At 52.4% G+C, this 16,096-nt stretch carries 15 protein-coding genes and 1 CRISPR repeat array (1 of these 16 cut by a window edge); of the genes, 7 read left to right on the top strand and 8 right to left on the bottom strand.

Annotated elements, in window-relative coordinates; all coding sequences use genetic code 11:
• Positions 1-117: a CRISPR direct-repeat array (repeat unit 37 nt) (it extends 424 nt beyond the left edge of the window).
• Between the two features lie 11 nt (positions 118-128).
• Genes csb2 through cas3g form a run of 4 tightly spaced genes read right to left on the bottom strand, consistent with a single transcriptional unit; the run spans position 129 to position 5,718 of the window.
• Positions 129-1,541 carry a type I-G CRISPR-associated protein Csb2 gene (csb2, locus tag L2Y54_RS18300; protein ID WP_236498094.1) on the bottom strand — a complete coding sequence of 471 codons (1,413 nt, stop codon included), beginning with the start codon at positions 1,539-1,541 and terminating at the stop codon, positions 129-131.
• On the bottom strand, positions 1,541-2,563 hold the full coding sequence (gene cas7g, locus L2Y54_RS18295; RefSeq protein WP_236498093.1) for a type I-G CRISPR-associated RAMP protein Csb1/Cas7g: 1,023 nt from the start codon (positions 2,561-2,563) through the stop codon (positions 1,541-1,543). Before cas7g ends, csb2 begins: the two co-directional genes overlap by 1 nt.
• 6 nt (positions 2,564-2,569) lie before the next feature.
• A complete protein-coding gene (locus L2Y54_RS18290) occupies positions 2,570-3,268 on the bottom strand; it encodes a hypothetical protein (protein WP_236498092.1) in 699 nt (232 codons plus the stop codon).
• Entirely contained in the window at positions 3,265-5,718 is a 2,454-nt protein-coding gene (gene cas3g / locus L2Y54_RS18285; protein WP_236498090.1) for a type I-G CRISPR-associated helicase/endonuclease Cas3g, read from the bottom strand. The genes L2Y54_RS18290 and cas3g overlap by 4 nt, the downstream gene beginning before the upstream one ends.
• 260 nt (positions 5,719-5,978) lie before the next feature.
• Between cas3g and L2Y54_RS18280 the strand changes: the two genes are divergently transcribed.
• The 4 genes from L2Y54_RS18280 to L2Y54_RS18265 are packed head-to-tail and all read left to right on the top strand — an operon-like array spanning position 5,979 to position 9,241.
• Positions 5,979-6,779: an SDR family NAD(P)-dependent oxidoreductase gene (locus L2Y54_RS18280; RefSeq protein WP_236498088.1), complete on the top strand. Its 801-nt coding sequence runs from the start codon at positions 5,979-5,981 to the stop codon at positions 6,777-6,779.
• On the top strand, positions 6,779-7,507 hold the full coding sequence (gene cmoA / locus L2Y54_RS18275) for a carboxy-S-adenosyl-L-methionine synthase CmoA (RefSeq protein WP_236498086.1): 729 nt from the start codon (positions 6,779-6,781) through the stop codon (positions 7,505-7,507). The genes L2Y54_RS18280 and cmoA overlap by 1 nt, the downstream gene beginning before the upstream one ends.
• A gap of 5 nt (positions 7,508-7,512) precedes the next feature.
• Positions 7,513-8,481, top strand: coding sequence for a tRNA 5-methoxyuridine(34)/uridine 5-oxyacetic acid(34) synthase CmoB (gene cmoB, locus L2Y54_RS18270; RefSeq protein WP_236498085.1), 969 nt, complete (start codon positions 7,513-7,515; stop codon positions 8,479-8,481).
• Positions 8,482-8,533: 52 nt separating this feature from the next.
• Positions 8,534-9,241 carry a 2OG-Fe dioxygenase family protein gene (locus L2Y54_RS18265; RefSeq protein WP_236498084.1) on the top strand — a complete coding sequence of 236 codons (708 nt, stop codon included), beginning with the start codon at positions 8,534-8,536 and terminating at the stop codon, positions 9,239-9,241.
• On the opposite strand, the gene L2Y54_RS18260 is transcribed toward L2Y54_RS18265, so the two are convergent.
• The 3 genes from L2Y54_RS18260 to L2Y54_RS18250 are packed head-to-tail and all read right to left on the bottom strand — an operon-like array spanning position 9,238 to position 11,852.
• Positions 9,238-9,813: a hypothetical protein gene (locus tag L2Y54_RS18260; RefSeq protein ID WP_236498083.1), complete on the bottom strand. Its 576-nt coding sequence runs from the start codon at positions 9,811-9,813 to the stop codon at positions 9,238-9,240. The two genes, L2Y54_RS18265 and L2Y54_RS18260, sit on opposite strands and share 4 nt — an antisense overlap.
• A gap of 3 nt (positions 9,814-9,816) precedes the next feature.
• Positions 9,817-10,539: a bifunctional 2-polyprenyl-6-hydroxyphenol methylase/3-demethylubiquinol 3-O-methyltransferase UbiG gene (gene ubiG / locus L2Y54_RS18255; protein ID WP_236498082.1), complete on the bottom strand. Its 723-nt coding sequence runs from the start codon at positions 10,537-10,539 to the stop codon at positions 9,817-9,819.
• Positions 10,536-11,852: a TRZ/ATZ family hydrolase gene (locus L2Y54_RS18250; protein ID WP_236502063.1), complete on the bottom strand. Its 1,317-nt coding sequence runs from the start codon at positions 11,850-11,852 to the stop codon at positions 10,536-10,538. Before L2Y54_RS18250 ends, ubiG begins: the two co-directional genes overlap by 4 nt.
• 54 nt (positions 11,853-11,906) lie before the next feature.
• Between L2Y54_RS18250 and mtnA the strand changes: the two genes are divergently transcribed.
• Entirely contained in the window at positions 11,907-12,962 is a 1,056-nt protein-coding gene (gene mtnA, locus L2Y54_RS18245; protein ID WP_236498081.1) for an S-methyl-5-thioribose-1-phosphate isomerase, read from the top strand.
• On the opposite strand, the gene L2Y54_RS18240 is transcribed toward mtnA, so the two are convergent.
• Positions 12,959-14,197, bottom strand: coding sequence for a hypothetical protein (locus L2Y54_RS18240; RefSeq protein WP_236498080.1), 1,239 nt, complete (start codon positions 14,195-14,197; stop codon positions 12,959-12,961). The two genes, mtnA and L2Y54_RS18240, sit on opposite strands and share 4 nt — an antisense overlap.
• A 61-nt stretch (positions 14,198-14,258) precedes the next feature.
• Between L2Y54_RS18240 and xerD the strand changes: the two genes are divergently transcribed.
• Positions 14,259-15,197: a site-specific tyrosine recombinase XerD gene (xerD, locus tag L2Y54_RS18235; RefSeq protein ID WP_236498079.1), complete on the top strand. Its 939-nt coding sequence runs from the start codon at positions 14,259-14,261 to the stop codon at positions 15,195-15,197.
• 120 nt (positions 15,198-15,317) lie between these two features.
• Complete coding sequence (locus L2Y54_RS18230; protein ID WP_236498078.1) at positions 15,318-16,058, top strand: DsbC family protein; 741 nt, start codon at positions 15,318-15,320, stop codon at positions 16,056-16,058.
• The last annotated feature ends 38 nt before the right edge of the window (positions 16,059-16,096 follow it).

The raw sequence follows: 16,096 nt of genomic DNA, 5'->3' as shown, positions 1-16,096 counted from the left end.
AAATCCATGCTTCAACGAAACCGGAACAAACCGCTCTGGGATAACGAACCAAAAAGCATTCTGTCGTGGTTCAAGCCACAGCTTCAACGAAACCGGAACAAACCGCTCCGGGATAAGAATATTCATTGTTAAAGAACAGGGTAGAGCAGTCCAAGCCCTCGAAAACGCCCTGCACCAATGGCTAACGCGCCATACTGCGGTTTTTCCCAGCGAATACGCACATGATACTGCGGGTATTTTAGGTAATTCGGCACAGCATAACTACCCGCCCGATGCCCATGCCGCTGATACGGCGCAGCGGAAACCTCCATTGCCAATGGCTCAGGCAACCCCGCTTGTTTTAAGGCTTCGCGCATCAATTTAGCGGTGCGTTTGCCGTGATGATCAAACCCCGGCATTACCACTGGCGTGACGCTCACCCATTCGCAAGTCGGCAGTTTGCGGCGCGAATGCCATTCACCCGTGTACATCCCCACCACCGTATCGTCACCAAAGATGCGCACTAGCCGCGCTGTCGGTTGTCCATCTTTCAACAGTTCGCTGCCTTCCAATGTCCACGCCAACCGTTCCAGCAATTCCGCATCTGCACCCGTTACCAACACGCGGCGGATCAAGCCATCCACATGCTCATGCCCGATACTCGGCAACGGCAAAATGTGCAGGCGTTCGCCGTTGACATCGCCATGCCCCATCCATTGCGAAACAGCCGCCGGGTCTGGCAACTCGCCCTTGAGTGCCTTGTCCAGCAAGTGGCGCATCATCGCCGCGACTTCATTAGTTTGCCGCGCATCCCGCACCCAAAAGCCTTTACCGTGCAGTTCCAGCAACTGAAACGCAATGTAAGGTTTGCCCGTGGGCTGGTCAGCGCGTTGGTAGCGGGCAGTGCCGTAATGTAACGGCGGCAAACCCACCACCCAAACATTGCCCACACGCGGCATAAATTGCGCCTGATAGCGTGCTTCCAACGCCGCAAAACTACCCGGAACAGGCACGCGCAACGCCACGCCCGCTTGTTGTGGCAAGTAACATTGCGCCGATACGGGCGGCGTGTCGTTACTCACTTCACCCCATGCCACCACCAAATCAATCCCGCGCCCAAAAACCGTGATGCGTTGGGCGTAAGCGACAATTTGACGGGCAATAACGGCATCTTCCTCAGCGATTTGCCAATGGTAAGACAGCGGCTTGTCGTCTGCTAAAAACCGCTGCGGCACATCTTTGAGCGCATTGCGTTTGGCTTTGTCATTGGCGGATTCGGGTTTACCGTTCGCCCATGCCGCCATTGTTAAGTTGTCTTCGTTATTGGGGACTGCAACGGTCAATGTTGTACCCTGTTCACTGTCGGGCGCATCAATCCACGGTGGATTTTGTTGTTCCAACCAACGCAGGGCGGATTCAAAATCCGCTGCGGGTTGGGAACGATTGCGCCCCTGATTGAAGCCAGCAATCAATGCTTGCATCAACTTGAACGGTGACGGCGGCCATTCCGCCCCGTGATAACTTTGGCTTGGGTAGCGGATGTACAGGTTAAGCCATGCCATCACTCATTACCTTTGCCGCTGGCCTTTTTGATGGCATCTTTCACTTGTTTGGTATCAAAAGCCAGCTCACGGTTTTCACCCACCCCAAACGCAGTAGCCGCTTGGTTGGCAAACGCCATAATACTGTTGATGTCCAATGTTAGCGTTTCCTCCGTACCGTCTTGGCGAATCAGGCGTGTGCTGCACCCTTGTTCAGCGTTGCGTACCAAGTGGCAGCCTTGGCGCAAGTTGTAATCAACGGGGGCGTAAGTTGCCAGCAATGCCAGCCCTAACAAGTAGTTCTGCAAGGCTTGGGTTTGCGCATCCGTTTCACCCCGGAATGCCCGCAAACCTGCCAAATTCAACGTGACCGTGCGTTGGATCGTGCCATGCACCACCACGCCACCCAAACCGGCATTCGGCACATGCGCCAAGCCGACTTCAGCCGCTTTCTTTTGCTCTTTTTCGTCGATACCAATGTCGGTGTATTCAAACGTCGGCGTGAACTGACTGAGTTTTTGCAGCGGTTCAACATCGGTTGCGGTGATTTCAGCATTCAAAAGGCGTGGCACTTTGGTATGGGTGTTACGCGAATCCCATACCCCAAAAATCAGCGAAGTCGGCCCCAGTTTTGCCAAGGTGCTGGCATTGCCGCGTAACCGATAATCCTCAAATGCTTGATTGATCACCGCCCCAAGCGGGGTGAAACGGATGGCAGCATCTGCCAAACGATGCCCCATTTCCAACAGGTTGGCGGTATGCGTACCTGCTTTGACGGTGACTTGTGGTACGAGTTTGGCGTAGGGGTCACGCATGAATAACGGTTCAATCCGGTTTGCCTGTGACGGGATGCTGTCTAGCGTGGTCAGCGTGCCGTGACGGGTTGCATTCAAATTGTAACGGGACTTATCGCCGGATTTCTCACCCGCATAGGTCGGCGGAAAAATCACATTGCCACTGATCGGGCGCAAGCCTTCCTGCACGACCAAAGCAGCGACAGAACCATCAAGCAGTGTGGAAAGGTTGGAAGCGTATTGAGACATGCGGGATTACTCCTTATTAGCGAATTGGGTAACACTGAACTTGCCCTTTTTCAGGACAGTAGCCCGCCAGTGTTGGTTGTCGATGGAAATACCTTGTTTACTAGCACCCCGGAATACCAATCGAGCAGGTAACAAGGTCAGTGGGGTTTGCCACAGGTGATAATGCAATTGACGCGCAGCAATCACAGGGGAAAAGCCTTGCACTCCGATGATAGCGAGTAGTTCGATCCACGGGCGGGCGGCAATGTTGGCATCCTGATTGTTAGGCGACCAGCCAAGGTCAAGTGCTGTCCAGACGGCAAAAGGGTCAATGCCACAGGTTTGATCACAAGCAGTTGATGCACGCCAGTCCGCAATGCCTAAGGTTTGGCAGGCGTTATGCAGTTTGGGAATCAACGAGGCAGCGGTAACACGCCCCGCCCAAAACTTGCTGCGTGGTGCTTTGGTTGTCCACCAATCCAAGGTGACATTGCCGAGTGTGATTTGGGCTGGTTCTTGTCCTACACCACTGGAGTCACAGGTAGGGGGCGTATCAATAACGGATTGCAACAGTTCCTCCAATGTCTGTTCGGTATCAATCACCGCGCCGTTATCCGTCCATGCCAGCGTTGCCTTGCGGTCTTGGCGGGTTGCCAGCACAAACAAGCCACAGACGGCTAATACTTCACCGGGATTACTCAAGGTTAGGTTTTCCAACGTAATCATGACTTTTTCTCCCCGATGGAAGCCAAGACATCTGCCGCACCCAGCAATGCCTCCAACCATGCCAGTTGCCACCAGCCGTAATCTTGTTGGCAACAGTCAAAGCGGTTCATCACCTCCAACGCGGCTTGTTGATTGATGCGGTAGCCTTTGGGTCTATCCCAACCGCGTTCCGGTACATGCGGTCTGCCCCAGCCGTGGTGCGACACGATCAAATGCAGAATCAGTTCACGCTGCGGGTGTTGTTGGATGATTTCATCGTCCAGCGCATCCAGCAATGAGCCGAATTCATGCCGATAGCCATTGGCGCGGGTATGGTCATAACGCCCGTGGCTGGTTTTTGCCAGCGGTGCTTGCAGGTCGGTATTGCCAATGGCTTGCTGCCAGCAACTCCGATTTTTGCCTTTGTCGTGCCAGCGTGCCGCGATAATCACCGCTTCTGCCAAGCTCTCCGGTAATGCCAACGCTTGCACAATCTGGCGGGCAAACTGTTCGGCTTGATTCAGATGTTCCTGCAAACCCATTGTGACCGCGAGATAGCTCAAGTCACTGTCTTGCTTCACCCCTAACTGGCTGCAAACCACCAATGTTGGGCGTTCTGTATCGCTGTCATCATCCAATGGTGGCGTGATACGACCTTGGCGTGGGAAGTTCTTCACGTCCGCTGGTGGTTGAGCATCTGACCAGTAACGCCGTACTTCGGTGACGTTTTCTAATACATCACTGGCAGGGGTAATGCAGTTTTCATCGGGTATGCCTTTCGCATTCAAGCCGCCGAGTGCTGTGGGCAATATCAGCGTGTGGAAACGGCTCAAGGTTGTCACGGCATCTTCTGCTGTTACCCAAACAGCTTCGTCGTCGGTCAATCCAACGATTTTCAGAGTGTGGAGTTGGGACTTTTTCAGCAATTCCGTCAGCCAATCGGTGGCAGCTTTTAAGGGGAAATGCACTTGTTCCGCTGTCTGAATCGGCAGTAAATCAAGGTAATCGTCTAACCAATCGCCTGCTTGCCAGCCTTTCATGCGGTCGAGGTCTTTACGCCATAACACGTTAAGGTTTGGTTGTTCCGCTTCCAACCCGTGGATGAAATCCCGCACCGGATAACGGCACGGCAACGATGTGGAACTGAGTTCATCCACTATCCACGCATCCAGTTCTGGGCTGGCGGGGGCTGGCATAAAAGCATTGTCAGGTTTGGGCGTGTGGTTAAGTTGTGCGGGTGAGGCATCGTGATGGAGTGCTTTCAAATACCCCAAGGTTGCCTGTAATTGTGTTCCCCGGTATTTGTCGCCGAATTGTTTTTCGCTGTAAACCACATCAATTTGGCTGGTTTTAGAATCACCGCGCCGATTGACCCGCCCGAAACGCTGAATCATCGAATCCAATACCGCTAAATCTGCTACGGCATATTCTGCATCCAGATCAACCCCGACTTCACCCGCCGAGGTGGTAATCAGATATGCCGTTTGCGTGGGCGTTTCGACAGCTTTAGTTTCGGGTGAGAAACGTTGCCACAATGCCGTTGTTACCAACTGGTCGCGCTCGTAGCCGCGTAATCGGCCTGTCAGTACAAGAATTTGCTCTTTGCCGACCTGCTTTTCCAGTTGCGCATAAACCAGTTGGACGCTGCGAATATCGTGCAGAAAAATGACCACCGTTGTGGCTTTGTCTCGATGCTGCAAGGCGCAATCCACGACCGTTTGCAATCGCGATTTTTCATCTTTGGCAGGTGGCAGAATCTTCAAGTGCTTATGTGCTTGGGTACGCTGGATCAGGACAGGGTGAGTCAAATCCGCCCAATCCAAACGGAATGGGGTGGCGGACTCATCCCGTTGTGTGGCGGATAAGTTGATCAAGCGTAGCGCGGGATTCAAGTCAACCAAGTGTTGTAATGTTTGACAAGCCGCAGGAACAAGATGCGATTCATCATGCACCAGCAATGTGTCATGCCCCAATAAACCGGCGTGGATAACCCGCTTACGTTTGCCATCGCCATAACCCCGAAATAGCAGCTTGCTCAGCACCATATCAACTGTGCCCAATACAATGGCAGGGCGTGCAGGGTCGGCTTTCCATTCACCGTTATCGGCAAGTTCGCCCCGTAAAGTGCTGGCAGTGACAGGATTCTCGCTGGGAATGGCAGCAAGTTTTTGCAATGCGCTACATGCTTTTGCCAATTCTGGGGTTTGTAAACGTTTTAGCAAGCGTTCCGTTTCGGTGGTGGCTTGATCAACAATGGTGCGGCGATTGACGATATAAACAAGGCGGCGGGGCAGGGTTAGTTTGCCTTGTAGTGCTTGCGTTGCTAAAGCGGCTAACCAAATGGCAATGACCGAGGTTTTGCCGGTTCCCGTGGGTAAATCCAGTGCTGAAGGTGTTTTCCCAGTAATAAATTGCTCAAACAGACGTTGTTGCCAAGGAAATGGAGGGCGTTCTAAAAAGGCTGCTAACATCAGCAAATTCCACAGTGAAATGAGTGGCGAATTTTATCACATCATTCAAAAAATGCACAAAGCAATAATTATTAAATTTTTGTCTGGAACTTTTTTATTAATGCTTGTTGAGCCATAACCATTTTGGAGTTGACGGAAGGGTTGGCGATATTGACCCAAGTCATGCGTGAGGCAATGAAATAACCCCAAGCGCCTACACCCCCGCCTCGATAAGCGCTAAACTCTGTTTCTTTTCAGGCTGACCCCAAGCGGAGACAGGAATGCAGCAAGATGTGCAAGATTTATTGGCGTATGTGCCATCAGCGAGTGCCTTACAAGGGCGGGTGATTTTGGTCACGGGCGCTGCGGCAGGCATGGGCAAAGCGATTGCCACTGCGTGTGCGCAATACGGGGCAACCGTGGTGCTGCTCGACAAAGAAATGCGCCGCACCGAAGACACTTATGACGCCATCGTCAACGCTGGCTACCCCGAACCCGCCATTTACCCGCTGGATATGCAGGGCGCAACCGCCAAGGATTACTTCGATCTCACCGAAAATATCCGCGCACAATTAGGGCGTTTGGACGGTTTGATGCTGAATGCGGCATGGTTAGGTTCGTTTACCCCAATCTCGCATTACGACACCGAATTGTGGTCGAAAATGATTATGGTGAATTTGCACGCCAATTTCTTGCTGACTCATGCGTGTTTGCCATTATTGCAGGAGGCTGCTGACCCTGCGATTGTGTTTGCCAGCCATGCGTCGAATAAGGCGTTTTACGGCGCATTTGGGGTGGCAAAAGCGGGGATGGCAGCGTTCTGCGATATTCTCGCGGCTGAACATGATGACCCCGCGCACTTTATTCGCGTGAATACGGTGGATACCGGGCCAGCACGTACCAGTATGCGCACCTTGAATTTCCCCGGTGAAAACCCCAATAGCGTGGCTCGCCCCGAAGCCTTGGTTGCGCCGTATTTGTACTTTTTGGGTGCAGATGCAGGCAAACGCACGGGCGAACACCTAGTGTTTGCACGGCAACCGGGCGATGCCCATTGGGTCGGCGAGGCGAGTGCGACCTAATGCAACGTGATTCCATCTACGCACTTCCCCAAGGACAGGTCGTCGATTTCGCTTTTAATGAAGCGGTGGCGGATGTCTTTCCTGACATGATTCGCCGTTCGGTGCCGGGCTATGAAACCATTATTGCGTTGTTGGGCGTGATTGCGCGGCGTTATGCGCAGCCGCACAGCCGCATTTATGATTTGGGTTGTTCCTTAGGGGCGTCAACTTTGTCGATGGCGGCGCAAGTGCGGGCGGAAGATCTTAGTTTTGTGTGCGTGGATAATTCTGCCGCGATGACGCGCCGTTGTGAGCAAATTTTGCAACGGCACTTACCCAGCGGACAGTTTCAGGTGGAGTGCGCGGATATTCAGGCGCTTACTTTGAGTAATGCGTCGGTAGTGGTGCTGAATTTCACGCTGCAATTTCTTAAGCCGGATGAACGCTTGGCGATGTTGCGTCATATTTACGAGGGTTTATTGCCGGGTGGCGTGCTGATTTTGTCTGAAAAACTCCAGTTTGCGGATGCGGCGGAACAAGCTTTGCTGACCGATATACATTTGGAATTCAAGCGTGCCAATGGTTATAGCGAACTTGAAATTAGCCAGAAACGTTCGGCGCTGGAGCATGTGCTGATTCCTGATACATTTGCGCAACACGTTGAGCGACTGGAAGCGGCGGGGTTTTCTCAAGTGGTTAATTGGTTTCAGGGCTTTAACTTTGTGTCATTGTTGGCGGTGAAGGCGTGAGCGAAATGCAGTCATTGTACCGTTTTTTGCAAGATTCGCGTCTCGCACCTTGGTTGAATAGCTTGCCCGCGCAACTTGAAACCGCGTTGCAAGGTTCGCACGGTAAGTGGGAAGAATGGCAAGCTGCTTTGGCTGCTGCGCCCGATTTGCACCCACAACAGCTTGATTTTACTAGCAGTGCGGTAACGCTTGGCACGGCTACCGACATTGACGCAGATTCCCGTGCGCAATTATTGGCGTGTTTGCAAGCCCTGATTCCTTGGCGCAAAGGCCCTTACAGTCTATTCGGTGTTGAGGTGGATACCGAATGGCGTTCCGATTGGAAGTGGGAGCGGGTGTTACCGCATCTGAGTCCATTGAGCGGGCGCTTGGTGTTGGATGTGGGTTGCGGGAGTGGCTATCACCTGTGGCGGATGCGCGGGGTGGGGGCGGAGGCGGTGATTGGCATTGATCCCACCTTGCTATTCCTGACGCAGTTTCAATTGATTAAGCGTTATGCAGGGGAACAGCCAGTCTGGATGTTGCCGCTGAAAAGCGAAGATTTGCCTGATTTGCGCCAAAAAGGCTTTGATACGGTGTTTTCGATGGGCGTGTTGTATCACCGCCGCGATCCGTTGGGGCATTTGCAGGAATTGCGCCGCGCTCTGCGAGCCGGTGGCGAGTTGGTGCTGGAAACTTTGGTGGTCGCAGGTGATGAACATACGATGCTAATGCCGCACGACCGTTACGCTAAAATGCGCAATGTGTGGTTCATTCCCTCGGTGGCATTATTGGAATTGTGGTTGAAACGGTTGGGATTCACTCATATTCGTGTGGTAGATGTGACAACAACCAGCACTCAAGAACAACGTTGCACGGCGTGGAGTAAAGGCGAATCTTTGGCGGACTTCCTTGATTCCCAAGATATTAGCCGCACTATAGAAGGATACCCCGCGCCGGTAAGAGCGACGCTTATCGCTAATACCCCCGCGTGATCTGTTCAAGGGAATATCACTAAATTACAATATGATTAAGCATTGAAATAAAGTGAGCCAAGTGGATACGTTATTGCACAAACCAGGGTTTATGTTCGCGATGGGTGATACCAATCGCTTGCAGCAACGCCTTGCCCGCCGGATGGGGCAGGCATACAAGCGCTTCCGCGACAGTTGGGGCGGCTTGCTGCTGGATCCGTATCTGCGTGATGGCGGGGATTATCGCTATCGGCGTTATTCGGTGTTTCATTGGCAACATAATGCCTTAACGGTATTGCCGCACGAGCCGCATTATCAAAGCAGCCATTACAACCGGGTTCACGGTGGATTTAACCGCCATTTTCGCGGCTGGCTGCCCACGACCTTGGCGAATCCGGTGTTGAAGGAAGTGATAGGCTGGGCAACGCAACAATTTTCGCGCAGCCCTGCCGAATTGTGGCGCATTCAAGCCCACCAGTTCCGCATTATTGCCCGACCTGATCAACAGGGAAAACCGACACCTGAAGGCATTCACAAGGATGGTGCAGAATATATCCTGATCATGATGATGGATCGCCACAATGTTGACGGCGGCGAGAGCCGCATTTACGACAATACCATGCGCCCCTTAGCGGAAGGCACGTTGGCGCAAGCGGGGGATTTGGTGTTGGTGAATGATCATGCGGTTTATCACGGCGTGACCGCGATTAGCCCCGCCGACCCAACCCAACCCGCTTGGCGGGATGTGCTGGTGTTGACGTTTCACAAAGCGCTGGCTTAGCCGGGGCCTTCAAAGTATTTCCAAGGGTATTGGAGGTCGTCTTTGATGGTGCTCCAATACAAATCACCGGAATTGCGCCAAGGATCCAGCAAAATGCCGGTCGCAAAAGGTTTGCCTTTGGCCGTGACGATCAGGGTACTGTGTTCGCGCCAAGCGTTGCCTTTGTACGCGACCCCCCAATAAAGGTCGAAAGTCTGGAGGTTTTTGGTGCGCATCCGCGCCCGCATGGCTCGTGCCCAGTCCACACACAGTCCGGCTTTACGTTGTTTGGAATTGCGCAAGGTGTTGTGTAATACCGGCGGCCATGTCAAACCCCAGTCATTCGCCAGATACATCGGGTATACAAACGCATCGTGAGCGACGGACTTGGCTTCACGCGGATCGATAATGGCGGGATCGAGTGCAATCAGCGCTTGCGCAAGTTCATCAATGCGCTGCTTCATTTTTGGGGTAAGGGTTTGCAAGCGCGGGCTGCCATCAGGGGCAAGGGCTACATTGTCAAATTGTACCGCGCAGCCGCTCAACGCAAATATGACCAGCAGTAAACCTACCAGCCGTTTCATCTCAAACATTAATCACATTTCCTTTTTGAAATACATTAAATAATTGACATCCACATCATTGCCCAGACGATAACTCTGGAACAGCGGATTGTATGTCATGCCTGCGATATTCCGCAGTTCCAAGCCGACAGAACGCGCCCAGCGTTCGAGTTCAGAGGGCTTAATGAATTTGGCGTATTCGTGTGTGCCTTTGGGAAGCATATTCAGCACGTATTCTGCGCCCAGAATCGCTAAGGCAAACGCTTTGGGGTTACGGTTGAGGGTGGAAAAGAAGACATCGCCACCGGGTTTCACCAGTGCGGCACACGCAGCAATCACGGAAGCGGGGTCGGGGACGTGTTCCAGCATTTCCATGCAGGTTACAACATCGAATTGCTCAGGGGCTTCAGTCGCGATGGCTTCGGCGCTGATTTGGCGGTAAGTGACCTCGACTTGGGATTCGAGTGCGTGCAATTCGGCGACTTCCAGCGGGGTTGCGCCCATGTCGATGCCGGTAACAGTCGCGCCACGACGTGCCATGCTTTCGGCAAGAATGCCGCCGCCGCAGCCGATGTCGATGACGTTCTTGCCTTGCAAACGGGCGTGATCGTCAATGTAGTTGAGGCGCAGCGGGTTAATGTCGTGTAGGGGTTTGAATTCGCTGTCACGATCCCACCAGCGCCAGGCGAGGTCTTCAAACTTGCGGATTTCGTTGGGGTCAACGTTTGGATTGACGTTCGGTGTCGGGTCGGTCATGGGGTTGCTCCAATTTTTTGTTGCCAGTGCCGCGCTTTGGCGATGATGGCAGTGCTGTCTAGCGTGGTCAGTTGGCGGTTTTCCAACAGGGCTTTGCCTGCTACCCATGCATGGGTGACTTGTTCACGGCTGGTGCAATATACCAAATGTGACACGGGGTCATACAGGGGGCTGGCTTCCAGTGTACCAAGATCAACCGCAATCATGTCAGCGGATTTACCGATTTCCAGTGAACCGATTTCAGCATCCAGCCCTAACGCTTGTGCGCCATTGATGGTTGCCATGCGTAACACTTGTGCCGCAGGAATCACGCTGGCATCTTGCGCCACGGCTTTGGCAAGCAAGGCAGCGGTACGCATTTCGCCGAACATATCCAGATCGTTATTGCTGGCATTGCCATCCGTGCCGAGGGCGACATTGATCCCAGCGGCAGTGAGTTTAGCGATGGGGCAGAAACCGCTGGCAAGTTTCAAATTCGATTCGGGGCAGTGGATAACGTGTGTGCCGGTTTGTGCCAATAAGGCAATCTCGTCATCCGTCAATTGCGTCATGTGGACGGCGAGAAAATGCTGGTCGAGTAAGCCAAGTTGCGCGAGTCGGGCGAGGGGGCGCATTCCGCTTTGTTCGATGGCTTGCTGCACTTCAAACGCGGTTTCATGCACATGCATGTGGATGGGGAGCGAATGTTCGCCCGCCAGATGCCGCACTTGTTGCAAGGGGTCATCAGACACGGTGTACGGCGCGTGCGGGGCGAATGCTGTGGTAAGCAACGGATTTGCCTGCAATTGCTCATGCAATGCCAAGCCTTTTTGAATGTATTCTGCTGCACCACTGCCCCAGCGGGTCGGGAAGTCGATCATGATCATGCCAATACATGCCCGAATGCCACTTTCCATGACGGCTTGTGCGGTGGCTTCGGGGAAGAAGTACATGTCATTGAAACAGGTTGTGCCGGAACGTAGCATTTCGGCAATGGCTAACTGACTGCCGTCATACACAAATTCCGCATCCGCCCATTGCGCTTCCGCAGGCCAGATGTGGTGTTGCAACCAGTCCATTAAGGGTAAATCGTCCGCCAAACCTTTCAGCAGCGACATTGCGACGTGAGTATGCGCATTCACAAACCCCGGTAATACAGCCTGTTGTGGTAACGCTACAGTTTGTCGGGGGGTATAGTGTTTTTCTGCTTCAGAAGTGGGCATGAGCGCCACAATCCTGCTATTATCTACCACTATAGTGTGGTGTCGCAAAACCTGATTACCCGAATCGACGGTAATAATCCATTCGGGTGTAATAAGTAAATCAATTTCCATTGCCATTATGTGCCATTGGGTGTTGTAAGATTGCCACGGTAAAGCAACCTATTTATGCTGAAAATCATCATGAGTCAACACGATTCGATCCGTGCCGTAGAATGGAAAGACAATCATCTGGTGCTGCTTGACCAGCGTAAACTGCCGCATAACGAGCAGTTTGTGCAGTTATACAGTGCCGAAGACACTGCCGATGCTATTCGCAACATGGTGGTACGCGGTGCGCCCGCCATTGGCATTGCCGCAGCGTATGCCGCCGCAATGGCAGCACGCAAATGTTACAAGCAATACCCGCAAGATTGGCGCAAGCGTTTGAGCGTTGAAATTGACCTATTGCAAAATTCCCGCCCAACCGCTGTGAATCTCATGTGGGCATTAAAGCGCATGTGCGATTTAGCCGATGCCGTGGATGGCGACCCGGAAGAGCCGCTATTGGCACTGGCACAGCAGATTCATCAAGATGACATTAACGCTAATTACCGCATGGGTGAATTGGGCAGCGCTTTGATTCAACCGTCGCACGGGGTTTTAACCCATTGCAACACCGGGTCACTGGCGACTGGCGGTTACGGCACTGCGTTGGGCGTGATTCGCAGCGCTTACAGCAGCGGCAAAATCGAACACGTGTATGCCGATGAAACCCGTCCGTGGTGGCAAGGTTCCCGCCTGACCGCGTGGGAGTTAGTCAAAGATAAAATCCCCGCGCATTTGTTGTGTGACGGCGCTGCTGCGCATTTAATGAAATTGGGAAAAGTCTCGTGGGTTATTGTCGGTTCAGACCGGATTGCCGCGAATGGTGATGTGGCGAATAAAATTGGCACTTACAGCCTCGCGGTGAATGCCCGTTATCACGGGGTGAAGTTCATGGTGGTCGCGCCGACCAGCACCATTGACCTAGCTACCTCGAACGGTAATGGCATTCCCATTGAAGAGCGTTCTCAGGATGAAGTCTTGAATGTGAGTAATCAGCGGATTGCGGCACATCATACTCAAGCATGGAATCCGGCATTTGATGTCACCCCCGCAGCCTTAGTCGATGCGCTTGTCACCGAAAAAGGCGTTGTTTTGAATCCCAACGCGGCAAAAATTGCGGCGTTAATGGCTTCCTAAGACAAACGTTGGTGCAAACAACGGGTCAGGCGTTGCATATCGCTATCCAGCCCGTAACGTTCCTGCCATTCACGTTGCCTGAATGGGCGTTCACTGACCGGCAACGAAGCACATTCATGCGTTTTGCCGGTCACAGTCTTTACTGACAAGATGCTGACCGGCTGCTCGAAATAGCGTTGATAGAGGTGAGCAGGTAAGCGTTGTTTGAGCAACGCTTCTTCTGGTAGGGTTTGCTCCGTGAGTTCGAGGTGCAGCAATTGCTTGTACGGGTAGAATTCTTGTTGCTCAAACAGAAATTGCTTGGCTACGCGGTCAAAATACCCTTGCCGCATCACTAAACCTTGTTGCGTTAAAATCCAGATATGCAGGTATTGCACGCGGTATAAGCTGTGTCCTTTACGCCCGTGCGGGTCATCTTGCAGGGCGATCAGCGGAATATGCGCCTCATCCAACAAGGTGTGTTTGATAACACTGTGTTGCTGCGCGGCTAAGGGCAGTTGCAGATACCCCCAACTTTCGGTGATAAAACCTTCCCAGCGTTGTTGTTGCAAGGTTTTGGATAAATCTTGGCACTCTGATGGTGGCCGCACTTGTTGCAAGGTGTTTTGAAATAATTCTTTCACCGCTTGGCGATAATCCGCGTGTAGTTGCGCCCAGCCAGTTGGTGGTGGCAGGCTTTCAAGCTGATGGGCGATCCCTGCTGCTTGCGCATCTAAAGCCTGCATCTTTTCGAGGTGTTGTTGTAGGGCTTGTTGCGTTGCCTGTATCTTGTGTTCCGACACCCGCCAATACCATGCCAATGCTAAAATAGGCAGTGCTGGCAAGAGGAAATGCCCGCGCATTACCAGCAAAATAATAATGATGAATGTGGCGGAAAATAAAACCAGACGCGGTGAGTTGAGCGTAAATAAACGTTGTTTCAGTGCGGCAAGCTGGGTATCCATTTGTTGCTGGTAAGCAATCTGCGGCAACTTCCACGGATCAGCATCGTAGAAAAAACTCCAGCGTTCACAGTAGGCTTCTTCCGAACTCGTGCTCAGCAATTCCTTGGCATCGTGGTTGCCACAGGCATGATTGGAAAAAATCGGGTAAGTCAGTACTTCTTGGTTGAATTGCTGGTATTCAAGCTTGAGGTCGTCAGCTTGCTTGGCGGCTTCCTGCTGCTTGCATTGTTCCTGAAATTCTCGCAGCATGTAGTGGCTCATCGCCATGCTCTGGTATTCATTATTAGTCATTATTTTAGCCCTTTGGATATTAGTAGAGTTTGTTTGTTTTTCACTCTCTTGCAATAAGACCATGAAACCTGAAAAAAAATCCCTACCCGCTATCATGCGAATAAAATGCCTGAACCAGGCGTTAATTGACCGTTTTTTAGACGCTTTTTGGTCGGAACGCGGGGTGAGCCGTAATACTTTGGCGAGTTACGAACGTGACTTACGGATGCTGTGCCATTGGTTGGACGAGCGTGGCGTGGTGCTGGATCAGGCTGATCGGGGAGATTTGCTGGAATATTTGGCGATTCGGGTGCGCGAAGGGGCGAAGGCGGCGACCACCGCACGCTTACTGTCGAGTTTGCGGCGTTTTTACCGCTGGCAGGTACGTGAAAACTTGCGCAAAGATGACCCAACGGCGCAGATTGAAGCGCCTAAACAAGGTCGGAATTTACCGCATACCTTGTCTGAAGCCGAGGTGGATGCCTTACTACAAGCGCCGGATATTGCCAACCCACTGGGTTTGCGGGATCGTGCCATGTTGGAGTTGTTGTATGCCACTGGGTTACGGGTGTCGGAATTGGTGGGGATTCGTTTGAATGAAATTTCCCTGCCTAATGGCGTGATTCGCATTACCGGCAAAGGCAATAAGGAACGCCTCGTGCCAATGGGGGAAGAAGCCCACGATTGGATACAAACGTATTTAAGCGAGGCTCGCCCGGTATTGATGCACGGCAAGGATATTGCTGAGCAAGTGTTTGTGACCACACGCGGCAGCGGCATGACGCGGCAGATGTTTTGGGTGCTGATCCAGCGTTATGCGTTTGCAGCGGGCATTGTGCGTAGTATTTCCCCGCATACTTTGCGCCATGCCTTTGCGACCCATTTGTTGAATCATGGGGCGGATTTGCGCGTGGTACAAATGTTGCTGGGGCATAGCGACCTTTCCACCACGCAAATTTACACGCACGTCGCACAGGCGCGGTTACAGGATTTGCATCGCCAGCATCACCCGCGTGGTTAAGGGACTGTAATGTGGGGAATCGTATACACGCTACAGTCAGCCATGATAAGGTATTATCCACTATATGATTAAAGAATAAGCATTTTTACGGTAAAATTTTCATTCAGGAATAGAGAAACCATGTACAAAAAAATGATTCTGGGCGCACTGATCAGTGTTGCGCTCGCAACGACCGGGGCAATGGCTGACGATGTGCCTGCGGATCTGGGCGACAAAATGAAACCGATGTTTGGTGGCAGCGCCCCTGACTCGTTAAAGGCGACTCCCGTAGCGGGCATGTTTGAAGCCAAATTTGGCGGCGAAATTATTTACGTGAGTGGCGATGCGCGTTACGTATTTGTTGGCGATTTGATTGATGCACAAAACAAATCCAGCCTGACCGAAGCCTCGCGTGCGGCTGATCGGGTGGCTATTGTTAAAACTATCGACGCGGGCAAAAGCATTGAGTTCAAAGCCAAGGGCGAAGAAAAGCACGTGTTGTATGCGTTCACTGACGTTGACTGCCCATTTTGTGTGAAATTGCATAAAGAAGTTCCAGCACTGAATGAAAAAGGCGTGACCGTGCGCTATTTGGCGTATCCGCGTGCAGGCGTGGGTTCACCGGCTTACAAAAAGATGGCAAATATTTGGTGTGCGGATGATAAGCCAGCCGCGATGGATCAGGTGAAAAATGACGGCAAAGTGTTACCCGATAAAGAATGCACTAACCCTGTCGGTGAGCAGTTTGAACTGGGTCAAAAGTTGGGTGTGAATGGCACACCCGCGTTGCTGACATTGGATGGCACGATGATTCCAGGGTATCGCCCGGCGGATCAGTTAGCCAAAATGCTGGATGACGCGAAAGCGGCAGCGGCGAAGTAAGGGGGAAAAATTCCCCCATCCCCAACCCTTCCCCCGCA

Origin of the sequence: Thiothrix winogradskyi (assembly GCF_021650935.1) — a bacterium.
Classification (GTDB): domain Bacteria; phylum Pseudomonadota; class Gammaproteobacteria; order Thiotrichales; family Thiotrichaceae; genus Thiothrix; species Thiothrix winogradskyi.
This window is presented reverse-complemented; position numbering and strand designations above follow the sequence as displayed.